This window comes from Legionella gresilensis, from assembly GCF_900639865.1.
Classification (GTDB): domain Bacteria; phylum Pseudomonadota; class Gammaproteobacteria; order Legionellales; family Legionellaceae; genus Legionella_C; species Legionella_C gresilensis.
Genome location: NZ_CAAAHX010000004.1, coordinates 338,104 through 353,318 on the forward strand (window position 1 = coordinate 338,104; position 15,215 = coordinate 353,318).

The following is a 15,215-nucleotide window of genomic DNA, read 5'->3' on the forward strand; positions in this document are numbered from 1 at the left end:
TATGGAAAATTTAAATAAGGAACAATTTTTCAATTATTTACTCGTTCTTTTTTTTATTATGTTATTAACGCTACCTTTAATTGGGATTAAATTAACGAGTGTTGATGCTGCAGAACAAAGAGTCCATAATAAGCGGCCTAAACTTATTTTATCTAGGGAAGGCTTTAAGCTATTCCCTCATGACTTTGAAGCCTACTTTAATGACAATTTTGGTTTTCGTAGTTATTTTTTAGATCTATATAATCAAGCTGTCCATTATTTATTTAAAGAGTCTGGCTCGCCCAGAGTTATTGTTGGGAAAAACGACTGGTTATTTTATAGTGACGATAGAAGTTTAGAAGATATTCAAGGAAAAGAGCATTTATCACCAGAGGAATTAGAAAAATGGGCCTTAACCATAAAGGAAAGGGGGACATGGCTAGCTAGTAAGGGAATAAAATATCGTTTTGTAATCCCTCCAGATAAACACAGTATCTTTTCAGAGTATTTACCTGCTAGTCATAAAAGGCATAATTTCTCTCGTTTTCAGGAGCTAATGACTTATTTAGGCTCTAATCCTTACGTGATAGATTTATTACCTATTTTAAAAGAAAATAAAACCCCAGATAGACCTAAACTCTACTTTCGAACAGATACGCATTGGACATCATACGGTGCTTATTTGGGGTATTTGAATATTATGAAATCATTAGGAAATGACTATCTACCTAATACAATCTTATATAAACGAGAAAATTTTAAAAATGGACCAAAAACTAAAAGAGATTTAGCGGTAATGGCTAGGCTTAATTTGTTAGAGGAAGATATTGTTCCTGAGCCAGATAAAAATTACTTTTACCCAGCTCAATTACTTGATCCTTTAGGATTTAAACAAAACGCATTTAAAACAGGAGCCACCTACGCGCCGTTTAAAACCAGAACTTTGCTAATTTTCCATGACTCATTTACCTCTGGTATGTCTAGATATTTTTCTTCTGGCTTTAAGCGAGTAGTTTATTTTTGGGGGATGCCGGATAATGAACAATTTGTACAACTTGTCTTACAAGAAAATCCTGACGTCGTAATAGAGGAGCGAGTTGAGCGCTCAATGCGATTTGTTCCTAATCCAGATTTATATGAAAGTTTAAAAAAATTAAACGATCCAAAAATGCATCAATATACTGATGTAGACTTAGCTAAAAGAAAGGAAGTATATAAGCTAATTATGAAGAATGCGCAGTTGTCGAAAGATGAAAAAGGGGTTTATATCAGCTTGGAGGGAGAGCTATGGGCTCGATTTCCTGAAGGGGAGGTTAAAGGTGGCGCCGTTGATTCCATTACACAAGAAGGGGATCATATTACAATATATGGTTGGGCAGCTTTTACTGACGCGAAAATGCCTGCCGATTATGTAGGTGTTATTGCTAATAATCGCGTTGTTTTTATTGATGGCGTTAATCTAGATCGAGCTGACGTGGCTAATTATTTTAATAACCCCACATTAACAAGAGTAGGATTTAAATTAAAAATACCTAATGAAATAGTGGGCTCGAAGGATAATATAAAATTATTCGCTATAAAAGATAAACAGGTTGCCTTTTTATCTTAAGAAAAATATGAGTACAAATTCAAAGATAGCACAAAGCCCTACCAATTCACTTTCAGCGGTTTCTCGTTGGCCTAAACAGCCCACGTTACCTTTTGCTTTAATGAGAAGTCTTATACTTAATAAATATTTAATTTTACAAATGACTAAAAGAGAGATAGCGAGTCGCTATCGAGGCTCCCTTTTAGGCTTTACCTGGTCTTTCATTAATCCTTTAGCTCTGTTAGTCGTATATACCTTTGTCTTTTCACAAATTTTTCATTCTCGTTGGACAGGCGTAGATAATACAGATCCGTTTCAATCTGGATTAATCTTTTTTGTAGGATTAATTATCCAAAACTTTTTTGCCGAGGTCTTAAATCGTTCTCCTACTTTAATTATTTCTAATAATAATTATGTAAAAAGAGTTGTATTTCCTTTAGAAATATTGCCAGTTATTACATTATGTACAGCTTTATTTAACGCGGCTGTTAGTATACTGGTATTATTAGTGTCTTTCCTCTTATTAACAGGCCATATCCATTTAACCCTTTTTTTCCTGCCAATTATTTTATTTCCACTTTGCTTATTTACAGCGGGGTTGGCATGGATTTTCTCCGCATTAGGAGTATTTTTGCGTGATATTGGGCAGTTTATTAATTTATTAACGATAATGTTGGTTTTTCTTTCTCCCGTATTTTATCCAATTACCGCTGTACCTGAAAAATATAGGCCCATTATTTTGGCTAACCCATTAACCTTTATTATTGAGCAAATGCGAGACATAATATTGTGGGGCAATTTACCTAATTGGAAGGGCTTAAGCTTTTATATGTTAGTCGCGTGTATTTTTGCCTGGCTTGGCTATAGTCTTTTTCAAAAAACAAGAAAAGGATTTGCAGATGTTATCTAATGATGTATGTATTAGTGTAAACAATCTCAGTAAATGTTATCAAATTTATGAAACACCTAAAGATAGACTCAAGCAATTCCTTTTTTCTCCTCTTCAGCAAAGATTTAAAAAGCAAGCAAAAAAATATTTTAAAGAATTTTGGGCATTAAAAAATATATCTTTTACTGTCACAAGAGGTGAAACTGTTGGCATTATTGGTCGTAATGGTTCAGGTAAATCAACTCTATTACAAATTATCTGCGGCACATTACTTCCAACTGAAGGTACAATAAAAAAAACCGGACGCATTGCTGCATTACTAGAGCTTGGTTCGGGATTTAATCCAGAGTTTACAGGTCGTGAAAATGTTTACATGAATGCCTCAATTCTTGGCTTGACTCGAGATGAAATAGACGAGCGTTATGAAAATATTGTCGCTTTTGCTGATATGAAAGACTTTATGGAACAACCTGTAAAGACCTATTCTAGTGGTATGATGGTAAGACTAGCGTTTGCTATTCAAGCTCAAATTAATCCTGACATTCTAATTGTTGATGAAGCGCTAGCGGTAGGCGATGCTAAGTTCCAGGCTAAATGTTTTGAACGTTTGCGGGTATTAAAAGAGAATGGAACAAGCATACTTTTAGTTACACATTCAAGCGATCAAATTATTAAGCATTGCTCGCGCTCGATTTTGTTAGATAATGGTGTAATGTTAGAAACGGGTAAACCCCTAGATGTTACCAATAGGTATATGGATTTGTTATTTGGTAAGCAATCGGTAAAAAGCCTTCCCACTCCTAAACTGGAAACCCAAAAAAATAGTCTATTGTCTAACCCTTTCCTAACGTATGATCTAAGTATTATAGAAGATGTGTTTGCTAGCCGCCCAGGTTATAATCCTAACGAATACCGCTGGGGCGACAAAAAAGCAAAAATACTTGATTTTTATATGCAGGCAGGCGAGGAACCTTATCCAATTTCTGTCTGTTCAGGCCAAACTATTTTATTAAGTGTTTCAATAAAGTTAATGCAAGAGCTTGTACGTCCAATCTTTGGTATCACCATTAAGACTGTTGAAGGAATTACCGTATATGGCACTAATTCAGAAATGCTTGAGCTATTAGAATTACAGAGAGCAGGGCTTCAAGATCAAGTTTACCAATTTAATGCTTCTTTCAACTGTTTATTAGCATCTGGGGACTACTTTATTTCTTTAGGTATTGCTACGCGCGAAGGGGAGGAGATTATTCCGCATGATAGAAGATATGACTCTATTCACTTTCATGTAAAGCCGCTAACTAACTTTTTTGGACTTGCTGATTTAGGTCTTACATTAAAAGTAAAGGAAATTTCTTAATGAATTTTTTATTTACTCTTGATTCTGTTTATATTTTAGATAGCAAAACGCAAGTCTGGTCTCGTCCCGATTATGAAAGCATTCCCTATAGTGATGGTGACGAGGTTGAAGAAAGGCTTGCTGTTATTTTAACCGAAGCAAATGACTTAAGTGTATTATCTACACAATTAAAAAAATACTGCACAAACTGGCCCTGGTCCTATCATTTAAGTAGCGCTAGAGCTAATATTTTAAGGCCTTTTCAAAAGGAGCTTGATGGCGCCGAAGTATTAGAAATAGGTGCAGGATGTGGAGCCGTAACTCGTTTCCTAGGAGAAAGTAGGGCAAATGTTGTTGCTTTAGAAGGTACTTATCGACGTGCTGCTCTTACAAGAATGCGTACACGCGATTTAAAAAATGTAGAAGTAGTTTGTGAACGGTTTGATCAATTTCAAGGAAATAAGAAATTTGATTTTATTACATTAATTGGTGTATTAGAGTACGCTAATATGTATATGTCTTCAGAAGAAGAGCCGCCTGTACTAGCTTTACTAAAACGAGTTTGTCGATTTTTAAAACCTGAGGGCAAATTAATTATAGCTATTGAAAATCAGCTCGGCTTAAAATATTTTGCTGGGGCGCCTGAAGATCATTTAGGCTTACCTATGTATGGTATTGAAGGGCGTTATCATAATGATGGGCCTCAGACTTATGGCCGGCAAGTTTTGACAAACTATATTAAGCAAGCAGGTTTTGCTTCTACAAATTTCTTTGGAGCTTTTCCAGATTATAAATTTCCGGTAACAATTATCGATGAACAAGGGTTTACTCATGAAGAATTTGACCCTATACCTTTAATCAACGCATCAGTTAAAAAAGATCTGCAATTACCTAGCCTTTTGTCTTTTTCACCTGAATTAGTATGGCCTAGTCTATGCGATAACAAGTTAGCTTTAGATGTTGCTAATTCATTTTTAATTGTGGCTAGCTTAGCGACGACAAACAAATTATCAAATACTAATACACTTGCTTACCATTACAGCACTGAAAGGCGTAGCTATTTTTGTAAAGCAACCATTTTTAAGCAAATAGAAGCTGGGGTCCTTGAAGTTCATTATCATTTGTTAGAACCTAAAACAATTAGACTAAAGACAAAATGGATCACTCATTCTTTAGAAAATAAAGCTAGTTATATATCCGGGAAATTACTTATATTCGATTTAATTAGGATAGTAACTCAGGATGGATGGCACATTCGTGAAGTAGGTAGTTTTTTACGTCGATATATAAATATTATTTTATCGTTATGTACTCCAACTATATCTAAAGAGGCACTTACTATTGATACATCTGTATCAGGTGAGTGTTTTGACATGGGTTGGAATATTATTATTAGTTCAGATGGCCAGCTTCATGTAATTGATAAAGAATGGATCATTAAACAGCCCTTATCTGTAGGTTTTATTTTATTTAGATGTTTATTGGCTTTGACCAATAGCCTTTCTAGGTTTGGGAAACCAGTTTATACTAATATAAAAACTCGCTTAGATTTCTTTCAGGAAGCTTATAGAGAAGCAGGGTTTGAAATTGATTTAGACAAAATAAAGAACTATTGTCAGCTTGAAGCAAATATATATAGTGAAGTTATAGGCTTAACTATTTGTAGTGAAGTATGCTGGCCACTTGATACTTTGCTCCCTTTTAGTAATTTAGGCCAAGCTATACAAGATAAAAATCAACAAAATACAGCTTTAACTTGTGAGCTTGAGCAGATAACTAAAAAATATAATGCATTAAGCAATCAGCATAAAGAGCTTTTTCAACATGCTAATAACCAAAATATTTCTATTTGTGAATATCAAAACCAACTAGAAGCTATTAAAAATTCTTTGAGCTGGAAGGTTTCTAAACCAATTCGAATTATAGGAAGCGCAATGTTAAAATTTCAAAGAGCTATTAAACTGGCAAATAAAAGTTACCAAATTTACAAGGAAGAAGGTTACCGAGAGTTAAAAGGAAGGGTACAGTCCAGAATGAAAAGTTATCCTTACTACTTGTATTCTGTGTTAATTTCTAGAGCTTTTATAAAATTCTTTAAATATTTGCTTTCTGGACAATTATTGAAAAAATGTCGTACATATGGCGGCATTAGAAAAACAATTTCTAATTTTTTAACGATCCCATCTCAAGTAGTTGCGGGCGCTCCTATAAAATATTGTTTGCAAATTCCGTTAAATTATTCATTTGAAAAATGGACAACGGATCCAGAAATAGCAGTCATATGCCATATGTTTTATGTTGATCTTTTAGAGGAAATTTCAGGTTATTTGAAAAATATTCCTTTTTCATTTGATTTATTTATCACAACTAATACTCAAGAAAAAAAGGTGGAAATTGAAAACTATTTTTTAGAGTGGGCAAAAGGATCTGTCAGTGTAAAAATCGTTGAAAATCGTGGAAGAGATATTGCGCCGAAGTTAATTGAATTTGCACATGTTTATTCTAAATATGAGTTTTTTCTACATATCCATACAAAAAAATCACCACATTACAAAGGAATGGGCTGGCGGAATTATTTATTTGAGACTCTATTAGGCTCTGAAAAAATTATTCAAAGTATTTTTGAGGCATTTAGGCGGGATAAAGATTTAGGCATGATTGCGCCTGAACACTTCCACTTACTTCGCCCGCATGTGGGATGGGCAAATAATTTTAAAATCGCTCAGAGTTTTGCAGAGAAGTTGGGAATAAAATTACAGAATAATAATCGTATAGATTTTCCTTCAGGGTCTATGTTTTGGGGTAGATCAGCAAGTTTAAAATCGTTGTTAAATGCTCATCTTACTTATAATGACTTTCCTATAGAAAATCAAGAAACAGATGCTACCTTAGCACATGCTATAGAAAGATTATATTTTTTCATATGCGAACATGCAGGCTATAAATGGATTAAAATCACTCTCAATTCCACAAAGACATCTAAGCATGATAACTCCATAACAAATCCCTTAGATTTGGCTAAATTTATTGATAATCACCAATACAAGTTAATCAATAATACAGATGAAGAAATATTACCTTTTTTATATTTAGAGAAATCAGTTTATGAAAGGTCAGACTATAAATACTTAGGTCTATTAAAATTTCAACACGAGCTTCATAAGCTAATTAAAGGAGAACAAAGTCTAATAGATTTTAACGAAGAATTTTATTTAGCTGCATATCCAGATGTGGCAAAGAGCGTTGCGAGTAGAAAAATTCCTTGTGGTTATATCCATTATTGTCTAAACGGCAAAGATGAAGGCAGAATATGGAGTAATAATCAGTTGCAAAAAAATTTTTCTGTAATGCCTAATTATCCTACAGGATTATTTGCTCCGAAAAATATTTATGCTTCTTTCACGAAGTATAAAGCTTTACCGGCTTTAGCAAAGAGTAAAGAGCCTTTTCTCCTTATTTTATTTTCTCATTTACAAGAAGACATTTTCTATGGGGGATATACTGCATTTTTTAATGACTTTGCTCCTATATTTACCCAATTTAAAAAAATAGTCTTATCAGTAGAATGTGAAGAATTTACGCCAAGCCTCGCAACTCGCTACGCTGAGCATATTGAAGTTATTCATGAGAGTGAGCTAAAAGACTTAGATTATGCTCCAACTCTTATTATTTGCTTTAATCATTATCTTTTTCATAAGGCATCTCGTTTATTTAATGATGTTAATAAAACAATTTATTATTGTCAGGAATTTGAGGCATGCGATTATCCTTTAAGTGAAAAATATATTGAAGTAGAAAAAGCAATTTATAGTGCACGCAATCTTATTCTTTCTACTGAGATTTTAAAGCGTTACTTAGTAAATAAAAATCTTGTTACGGAAGACAAAAGAATCTTTATCACAAGTCCTAAAATTGAGCCGATAAGTGCCTTAGAAAAGAAAACTAAAAAGCTTTTCTTCTACTTTCGTCCAGAATGTTTTAATTTAAGAAATTTATCAAATCTATTACGCGAGACTGCCGAAGCATTTTGTATGAAGCATCAAGACTATACTATTTATATGGTTGGTACCGTTGACACCCGATACTCTTATGAGGTCAATGGCACTCAAATTTATGTGCTAAGTAAGCTTTCCAAGCAGGAATATGTCGATCTTCTTTCTTCATGTGATGTGGTTGTATCAATGATTTATTCTGCTCACCCAGGCATTATTGCTTATCAAGCAGCTGCCTCAGGTATCCCATCAATAACTAATACATATGACAATCGCGACAAAGCATTTCTTAAGAAAATATCAAAAAATATTGTTCCATATGATCCTATTCGCGATGACCTCTTAGAGCTAATTGAATATGCCTTAACTTTACCAAAAGGTAATAAAGATTTTAATGAACAGCTATACTCTGGCCAGCAGGAGGGTTCATTATCTGATTATGTTAATAATATATGTAAGACAGATAATAAACAAAGCAGGACCTATTTAAGAAAGGTATACGATCAAGTTATTCAAGCTTAAATTAAATAAAAAATAATGGTTGAAATAGCAAGGTTATATAGAAGCTAACAATATACCTACGTTTATAATATTAATCTTGGCTGCCACAGTGACTGTGGCAATATCAAGTTGAATACCATTTAATAATGCAGCAAAAATTTACAGGATTATAGCTTGAAATTACAAAACTAATTTTTGGTTTCATTACAATGCTTTGGTATGCAGCAATTTTATCAAAAATTGAATGCAGCTTAAGCACAATTTAGCTTACTAAGGCTAAATTATTTATATACCAAGTTACAGTTTTCCGAAGACCACTTTCAAACGTTTCTTTTGGCTGCCAACCTAAATCGCTTTTAATTTTCTCTGCATTGATAGCGTAGCGTTTATCATGTCCAGGCCTATCCGTAACATGCGTAATTAAGTCAGCATATGAAGCTAATCCCTGCGGTTTTTGTGGAGCAAGCTCTTCAAGCAGTGTGCAAATACTGGAGACTACCTCAATATTTTTCTTTTCATTACAGCCACCAATATTATAAGTTTCACCCATCTTACCTTTAAGTAGGGTTTGATAAAGTGCTTGTGCATGATCTTCTACATAAAGCCAATCACGAATTTGCAATCCCTGGCCGTAAATAGGTATAGCCTGACCAGACAAAGCATGTATAATAGTTTTAGGTATGAGTTTTTCCGGAAATTGGAAAGGTCCATAATTATTAGAGCAATTAGTTAATAAGATTGGTAAACCATAAGTTCGATGCCAGGCTCTAACTAAGTGATCAGAACTTGCTTTACTAGCTGAATAGGGTGAACTTGGTGCATAGGGGGTCTTTTCAGTAAAAGCGTCATCTTCTAATTCCAAATCACCATATACCTCGTCAGTTGAAATATGGTGAAAGCGGAAAATTTCTTTTTTATTATCTGAAAGCTTTTCCCAGTATCTTCTTGCGGATTCTAGTAAAGTGTAGGTGCCTACAATATTGCTTGCAATAAATTCGGCTGGTCCATCAATTGAGCGATCAACATGACTTTCTGCAGCCAAATGCATAATTGCATCAGGGCGGAAAGAAGAAATTGCTTCATCCAATTTAGTTGCATTAACAATATCAATTTGCTTGAAAGAATAGCGACTACTATCTTTTACTGAAGTTAGAGATTGTAAATTAGCTGCATAGGTTAATTTATCAATATTACAAACTGTATCTTGTGTATCATTAATAATATACCGTATTAAAGCAGAACCAATAAATCCAGCGCCACCAGTTACTAAAATTTTCATATCGTCACCAAGCTAATTTAAGTTTTTGTAATAAATTTATGCAGAACAGCAGTAAATAAACCTAGGATTAAGCCCAAAAAAACACTAACAATTAGAATAAAGGTTTTTTTAGGCCAAATAGGCGAATTAGGTATTTCAATAGGTTTATCAAGATGAAAGAAAATAGGGCTTATTTTTTCACTATCTTTAGTAATGTTTTTATAGAGTTGATATTTAGCTTGTTTATTAAAAAGCTTAAGCTCTAACATATCTCGACGCATATTTTTTAGAACAGCTCTTGCTTGCTGATCAACAGAAGCTTGTTGCTTAGATAACCCTTGTTTTAAATAAACTAAGTTTAGCTCTTTATAAGTAGATGAGGCAGCTATAATCTCATCACTTTTAATCGCTTTATCTTGATTTAGTGCTAGCTTAACGGTATCAGTAATTTTTACTGATTTAAGTGTTTCGTCGTTATATCTTTTGTCTACAGCTAGAGCTCGTTTGGTTATCTTTATTTCGTTTAGTAAATGTCTTAGTAATTTTTTATTTTGCATATTTACTAGCTTTAAAATTTTCTGTGTTGCCTTGCTTTTTACAAAGGTTAAATAGTTAATAGTACATTGTTTAGCTTGTTCTGAATTATAACTCTTTACAGTAACACTATATTTCACAGAGTTAGGTTGAGGGGTTTCTCTAATTGTGAGGTTGGCGTTAGGTGGTTTACACTGCTGACCTACATTGCTTTTAAGAAAATTAATCTTTGTTGATTCAGCTATTAAGTCTTTCGTAAATGTACCGTAAATTTCTTCTATAGTGAAAGAAGGTATTGCTACTTGCTTACCTAACGTACGAATATCTTCACCTTGAGCGCGTTGATAATTTAATTGTTCTATTTCAGTTAGAGTTAAAGGCAAAATAACAGTTTGTACTTGATATATGGGTTTTGTATAGAAAATGTATAAAATTGCAGTAAATAAACTTAGAAAAGTAATGCTACTAATAATCCATTTTTTATACCATAGAAAAGCAAGATGATCTAATAAAGTCGGCTCACTATTATAAGTTAATGCTTTATGTTTTTCATTTTTATTCATAGTTACTAGCTTAGGTTAAATAAATTTTATAAAACTGATTTAGCAAATCTAATTCTTAAGTGGACAATATCATCTCCTTTTAGGGTGATCTTAATATAAGCTAGCGTTATTTACTATTTAAAGTGTTTCTCTTTGTAAAGTAATAGTCGCCTTTTTATTATAATTACCTTTAAAAGCTAAAAGAAGACATATGAGTGTAAAGGTAATTTTGTCTAGATTTTTACGCCGACATTGGAACGCATATAACGCCAATATAATCAATCCTTTTCGTCCCCGGTTTGCCCAGCTTTTTATAAAATTACTTTCAGATAAACCGACTAGGTTAGCAATGGTACGCGCTTGCATAAGCCACCAGCCATTTTTAATTTGTTTATAACGGTAATAATAAGCTTTAAGTCCCGCATTGACGCCCATTTCATTATTCACATGTTGCCTATAAAGCATGCTTGGTCTAGCATCTATAAACCATTTAAAATGATGTGCTCGAGCAAATGCATAACAATACCAATCATGAAAACTTATCTGCTGAGATAAATCATCTATATTTAACAAATGTTTTTTGAATGCCAAAGCAAATTGTTGTGTCATCACATAAGTACAGCCAGGGCCAGCAGACTCAAAAATAAAATCCCACTTTTTTTGCGGTTGTGCTTTATTAACTAATTTTTTTTTGCCATTTGGCCAGAAGGCAATAACATTGCTTGAATAGACTTTAAAACTTGACGTACCAAGAAGTGTGGCAGCTCTTGATAATTTATCTAAGTACCACTCGTCATCTTGATCAGCAAAAGCAATGTAATCAAACTGTGAAAAATCTACATCCTGAATTAAACGGAAAAAATTTTTAGCGGCGCAGCCAAATTTCTGGCCATGCGGTAAGATAATAACACGAGGATCACTCGAGGATAAGTCGTCTACCCAGCGCTCACTTCCATCTTCGGATACATCTACGCTAATAAAGAGCGTAATACGAACATCCTTTTGTAATAAAATCGTTTCTATCTGCTTAGGAAGATACTTTATTCCATTATAAACAGCCATGAGCACAGCATAATGAGCTTTAGGTTCACATCTATGCTTCATAAATGATTTCCTTGCGATGTGTTGTTACCGCCCAGTTTAAAGTTGCAGCAATACTCCATAGAACTAACATTAAGATACAAAATAAAAAATTTAATAATATATAATACTGCGGCGCAAAATTCATAAAAAGAGCGCTATAAGAGATTTTAATAAAAATTAAAAATGTAAAGATATTAGGATATCTTTTTAATAAAAAAGAGGAGAGCATAAATCCAGCTAAAAGAAAAAGATAGGCGGGTACTACTAGCGGCAATCCGCCATAAAGTAAAAATGGATAAAATTCTGTTCCAACATTAAAACGTGGGACGAAAATAGGTGTATAAAGATAAGCGTTTAAAGTCTCCCGACTAAAGGGAGAAAATTGACTTTGTAAGACTTCAGGATTTAAGAAATTAGATGCAACAACAGTGGAAAAATTAAAAATAGGTGAGGTTACATATAAGATAACCTGTTGTAGGCTAGGCACTAAGTTGGAAAGTGCATCGCTTAACGGATAAGCTTCAGGAATTAAATTCTGGCTAGAAGAGGGTATAATTAACATGTTACCGCTTCTAAAGAAGCCTAAAGAAGAAAAAACTGCACAAATGATAATGGGTATACAAATAAAAGTGAGCTTTGTTGATAGCTTATTCTTCTTAGCGCATAAATAGGAAAGTATATAACAAAGAAAAAAAGTATACCCCCCTAAAAACAGGCGGTTTCTATCGATGATAAGAATAGGAAATAATAATGCATATGAGCAAAGGAAGACTTTTATAAATCGATTAGAAACAAAAATAAAGGCTACTGGAATAAAAATCCAACAAAGTATAGTAATATGCCTGATGTATCTACCTACTCCTTTAAAAATAGCGTAAGTTTCTGGATGAAGTAATTTAAAACCATTAATGTAGATATCTAAGGGGCCACAAAGCGTGATAATAATGCAAGTTAAAAATATAATATATTTGTAACGTGGTTGTTTAATTATTGATGCATAATAATCCTGTAAAGCCATCTTAAATGGGAATAGAAGCGTTAATAATAAAATAGGTAAAGTAATAATAAGATAATAAGCGACAATACCAAAATAGAAGTCCTGAGGTATATAAAAAAAAGTCAAAAGCAGTATCACTGCTAGATAAGCGGGAAGTAAAAAATAAAAAAAACTAGAATTTATTAAGCTTTTTAGCACTCATCTAATCCTTTAATTAAGGCTGTTTAAGATGGGATAGTTATCGAGTTATACAGTTTTTACCAATTCATCCATAAATAGTGCAGGTTACTATTTTAAGTAGCTGCGTTCTTATATAACTTTCGCAGTTAGTATAAGGATTTTTTAATAAAAATAAACTATTCTTTATGCTGACTAAAAAGCATTTTTTAATGATCTTAGATTAAACGCGGTTTTAGGGTTTAAATACTGCCTTTATGTGAACTTTAAACAATGATGAATTTTCTATTTTCTTATGAGCTAAAAGCCATCCTTGCACAAAATCGGATATGAAAGAATATAAGTCTTAATTTTTAGCTATTTTCGCAGTTAATAATAACTAAATTTACTATTAGGCCTAATTAATAGGCGCTAACTAACTGCAATAACAATTAGTTAGTTAATTATTTTGACAACTTCTTTACCTTCAAATAGCAAGTTTAGTAAGTATGGCAATTAAAGCAGTTAGAGAATTAACTTCATGCAATTACTTCTTCTTCCAGATGACGAAGCAGATATTGACCATAAGCAGTTTTTTGGAAACGAAAAGCTTGTTCAAGTAGCTGTTCAGAATCAATCCACCCAGATGTGTAAGCTATTTCTTCTAAACAAGCAATTTTCAACCCTTGCCGTTGTTCGATCGTATGTACAAAATGACTCGCTTCTAATAAAGAATCATGGGTGCCCGTATCCAACCAAGCAAACCCTCGACCAAGAAGTTCTACATAGAGTGTTTCATCTTCCAAATAAAAGCGGTTAACATCTGTTATTTCTAACTCGCCTCTAGCGGAGGGTCTTATACTTTTAGCAATATCTACTACACGATTATCGTAAAAATATAAACCTGTAACTGCATAATTAGATTTAGGTTGAGCAGGCTTTTCCTCAATGTCTATTGCGCGACCTTGCTTATCAAAGGAGACGACACCAAAGCGTTCTGGGTCACGTACATGGTAACCGAAAATAGTTGCGCCTATATCTCGCATGGTAGCTGCTTTTAAATTTGCTGAAAAACTTTGTCCATAAAAAATATTATCACCTAGAATTAAGCAACAATTATCGCCATCAATAAATTTTTCTCCAATAAGAAAAGCTTGTGCTAAACCATCAGGCGAAGGCTGCTCTTGATAGCTTAATTCAATACCGAATTGATGGCCGTTACCTAATAATTCTTGATATTTAGGTAAGTCAGCAGGGGTAGAAATAATTAAAATTTCTCTTATACCAGCTAACATCAATACTGATAAAGGATAATAAATCATAGGCTTATCATAGATAGGTAGCATCTGTTTAGAAACGCCTAACGTAATAGGATGTAATCTTGTGCCTGAACCTCCAGCTAAAATAATGCCTTTATGTTTTTTCATAATGTTGATCCTAAAATTTCCCTAACTGCTCTTGCAACGCCAGGTTGCCAGCTTGGAAGATAAACAGAAAATGTTTCCTGTAATTTATGAGTGTTTAATCTAGAGTTTAGAGGTCTTAACGCAGGTGTAGCGTATTCTTTACTTGGAATAGGTAGTAAATCTTGAATTTTAAGTGCTTTGCCTAATTTTTTTGCTTCATCTAAAATAAATTGTGCAAAACCATGCCAGGATGTATTGCCACTCGCTGTTAAATGATATAACCCTGTTAAGTTGGGATTTAGACTAATTGCTTTTAAAATATGGGCAGTTACATCTGCTAAAAGTTCAGTGCCGGTTGGCGCGCCTATCTGGTCATCAATAATTTTAAGTGTTTCTTTTTCTTGACCTAAACGCAGGATTGTTTTAATAAAGTTTTTACCATAAGTGCCATAAACCCAGCTGGTTCTTAAAATCAGATATCGGCAGCCAGAGTTTATGACTTCCTGTTCACCTTGTAGCTTGGTCATACCATAAAAATTCAGGGGATTTGTTTTATCAGTTTCCTGCCAGCTTATGGTGCCCGAACCATCAAATACGTAATCGGTAGAATAATGAACCAGTAGCGAACCAAGTTTTGCACTTTCTTGAGCTAAAGTAGCTGTCGCTTGAGCATTGATTAATGTTGCTAAATGTTGTTCACTCTCTGCTTTATCAACAGCTGTATAGGCTACAGCATTAACAATTATATCAGGCTTAATGAAGCGAATCGTTGTAGCAAGTCCTGTTAGATCTTCAAAGTTAGCAACTAACTCGCTATGTCTATCAAGAGCAATTAATTCACCGAGAGGCATTAAGGAACGCCTTAATTCCCAACCTAACTGACCACTTTTTCCAAAAAGAAGAATTTTCATTATTAAACTTAAAGATTATGAGTTAAAGTATTAATCACTT

At 33.5% G+C, this 15,215-nt stretch carries 10 protein-coding genes; 4 read left to right on the forward strand and 6 right to left on the reverse strand.

From position 1 onward, the window contains the following. Position 1: 1 nt before the first annotated feature. The 4 genes from E1P04_RS06860 to E1P04_RS06875 are packed head-to-tail and all read left to right on the forward strand — an operon-like array spanning position 2 to position 8,309. Complete coding sequence (locus E1P04_RS06860; protein WP_131782172.1) at positions 2 to 1,588, forward strand: alginate O-acetyltransferase AlgX-related protein; 1,587 nt, start codon at positions 2 to 4, stop codon at positions 1,586 to 1,588. Positions 1,589 to 1,595: 7 nt separating this feature from the next. Further along, a complete protein-coding gene (locus tag E1P04_RS06865) occupies positions 1,596 to 2,477 on the forward strand; it encodes an ABC transporter permease (protein ID WP_131782173.1) in 882 nt (293 codons plus the stop codon). Then, positions 2,467 to 3,816 (forward strand): ABC transporter ATP-binding protein, encoded by a 1,350-nt coding sequence (locus tag E1P04_RS06870; protein WP_131782174.1) that lies wholly within the window; start codon positions 2,467 to 2,469, stop codon positions 3,814 to 3,816. Before E1P04_RS06865 ends, E1P04_RS06870 begins: the two co-directional genes overlap by 11 nt. Next, entirely contained in the window at positions 3,816 to 8,309 is a 4,494-nt protein-coding gene (locus tag E1P04_RS06875) for a rhamnosyltransferase WsaF family glycosyltransferase (protein ID WP_131782175.1), read from the forward strand. The genes E1P04_RS06870 and E1P04_RS06875 overlap by 1 nt, the downstream gene beginning before the upstream one ends. A gap of 241 nt (positions 8,310 to 8,550) precedes the next feature. Here E1P04_RS06875 and rfbB read toward each other — a convergent pair whose 3' ends face one another. From rfbB to rfbD, 6 genes are all read right to left on the reverse strand, one after another. Further along, positions 8,551 to 9,567: a dTDP-glucose 4,6-dehydratase gene (gene rfbB, locus E1P04_RS06880; protein WP_131782176.1), complete on the reverse strand. Its 1,017-nt coding sequence runs from the start codon at positions 9,565 to 9,567 to the stop codon at positions 8,551 to 8,553. A 17-nt stretch (positions 9,568 to 9,584) separates the two neighbouring features. Continuing rightward, positions 9,585 to 10,643 carry a Wzz/FepE/Etk N-terminal domain-containing protein gene (locus E1P04_RS06885; RefSeq protein WP_131782177.1) on the reverse strand — a complete coding sequence of 353 codons (1,059 nt, stop codon included), beginning with the start codon at positions 10,641 to 10,643 and terminating at the stop codon, positions 9,585 to 9,587. 117 nt (positions 10,644 to 10,760) lie between these two features. Then, entirely contained in the window at positions 10,761 to 11,726 is a 966-nt protein-coding gene (locus E1P04_RS06890; RefSeq protein ID WP_131782178.1) for a glycosyltransferase, read from the reverse strand. Then, positions 11,716 to 12,900, reverse strand: coding sequence for a hypothetical protein (locus E1P04_RS06895; RefSeq protein WP_131782179.1), 1,185 nt, complete (start codon positions 12,898 to 12,900; stop codon positions 11,716 to 11,718). The genes E1P04_RS06890 and E1P04_RS06895 overlap by 11 nt, the downstream gene beginning before the upstream one ends. Positions 12,901 to 13,397: 497 nt before the next feature. Beyond that, positions 13,398 to 14,285, reverse strand: a complete 888-nt coding sequence (gene rfbA, locus E1P04_RS06900) for a glucose-1-phosphate thymidylyltransferase RfbA (protein WP_131782180.1) — start codon at positions 14,283 to 14,285, stop codon at positions 13,398 to 13,400. After that, entirely contained in the window at positions 14,282 to 15,175 is an 894-nt protein-coding gene (gene rfbD / locus E1P04_RS06905; RefSeq protein WP_131782181.1) for a dTDP-4-dehydrorhamnose reductase, read from the reverse strand. Before rfbD ends, rfbA begins: the two co-directional genes overlap by 4 nt. Positions 15,176 to 15,215: the final 40 nt, after the last annotated feature.

What these genes read in the sequence shown, in the direction of transcription:
- E1P04_RS06865 (WP_131782173.1), top strand. Translation starts at nt 1,596, where the DNA reads ATGAGTACAAATTCAAAGATAGCACAAAGCCCTACCAATTCACTTTCA.
- E1P04_RS06890 (WP_131782178.1), bottom strand. Translation starts at nt 11,726, where the DNA reads ATGAAGCATAGATGTGAACCTAAAGCTCATTATGCTGTGCTCATGGCT.
- E1P04_RS06860 (WP_131782172.1), top strand. Translation starts at nt 2, where the DNA reads ATGGAAAATTTAAATAAGGAACAATTTTTCAATTATTTACTCGTTCTT.
- E1P04_RS06885 (WP_131782177.1), bottom strand. Translation starts at nt 10,643, where the DNA reads ATGAATAAAAATGAAAAACATAAAGCATTAACTTATAATAGTGAGCCG.
- rfbA (WP_131782180.1), bottom strand. Translation starts at nt 14,285, where the DNA reads ATGAAAAAACATAAAGGCATTATTTTAGCTGGAGGTTCAGGCACAAGA.
- rfbB (WP_131782176.1), bottom strand. Translation starts at nt 9,567, where the DNA reads ATGAAAATTTTAGTAACTGGTGGCGCTGGATTTATTGGTTCTGCTTTA.
- rfbD (WP_131782181.1), bottom strand. Translation starts at nt 15,175, where the DNA reads ATGAAAATTCTTCTTTTTGGAAAAAGTGGTCAGTTAGGTTGGGAATTA.
- E1P04_RS06870 (WP_131782174.1), top strand. Translation starts at nt 2,467, where the DNA reads ATGTTATCTAATGATGTATGTATTAGTGTAAACAATCTCAGTAAATGT.
- E1P04_RS06875 (WP_131782175.1), top strand. Translation starts at nt 3,816, where the DNA reads ATGAATTTTTTATTTACTCTTGATTCTGTTTATATTTTAGATAGCAAA.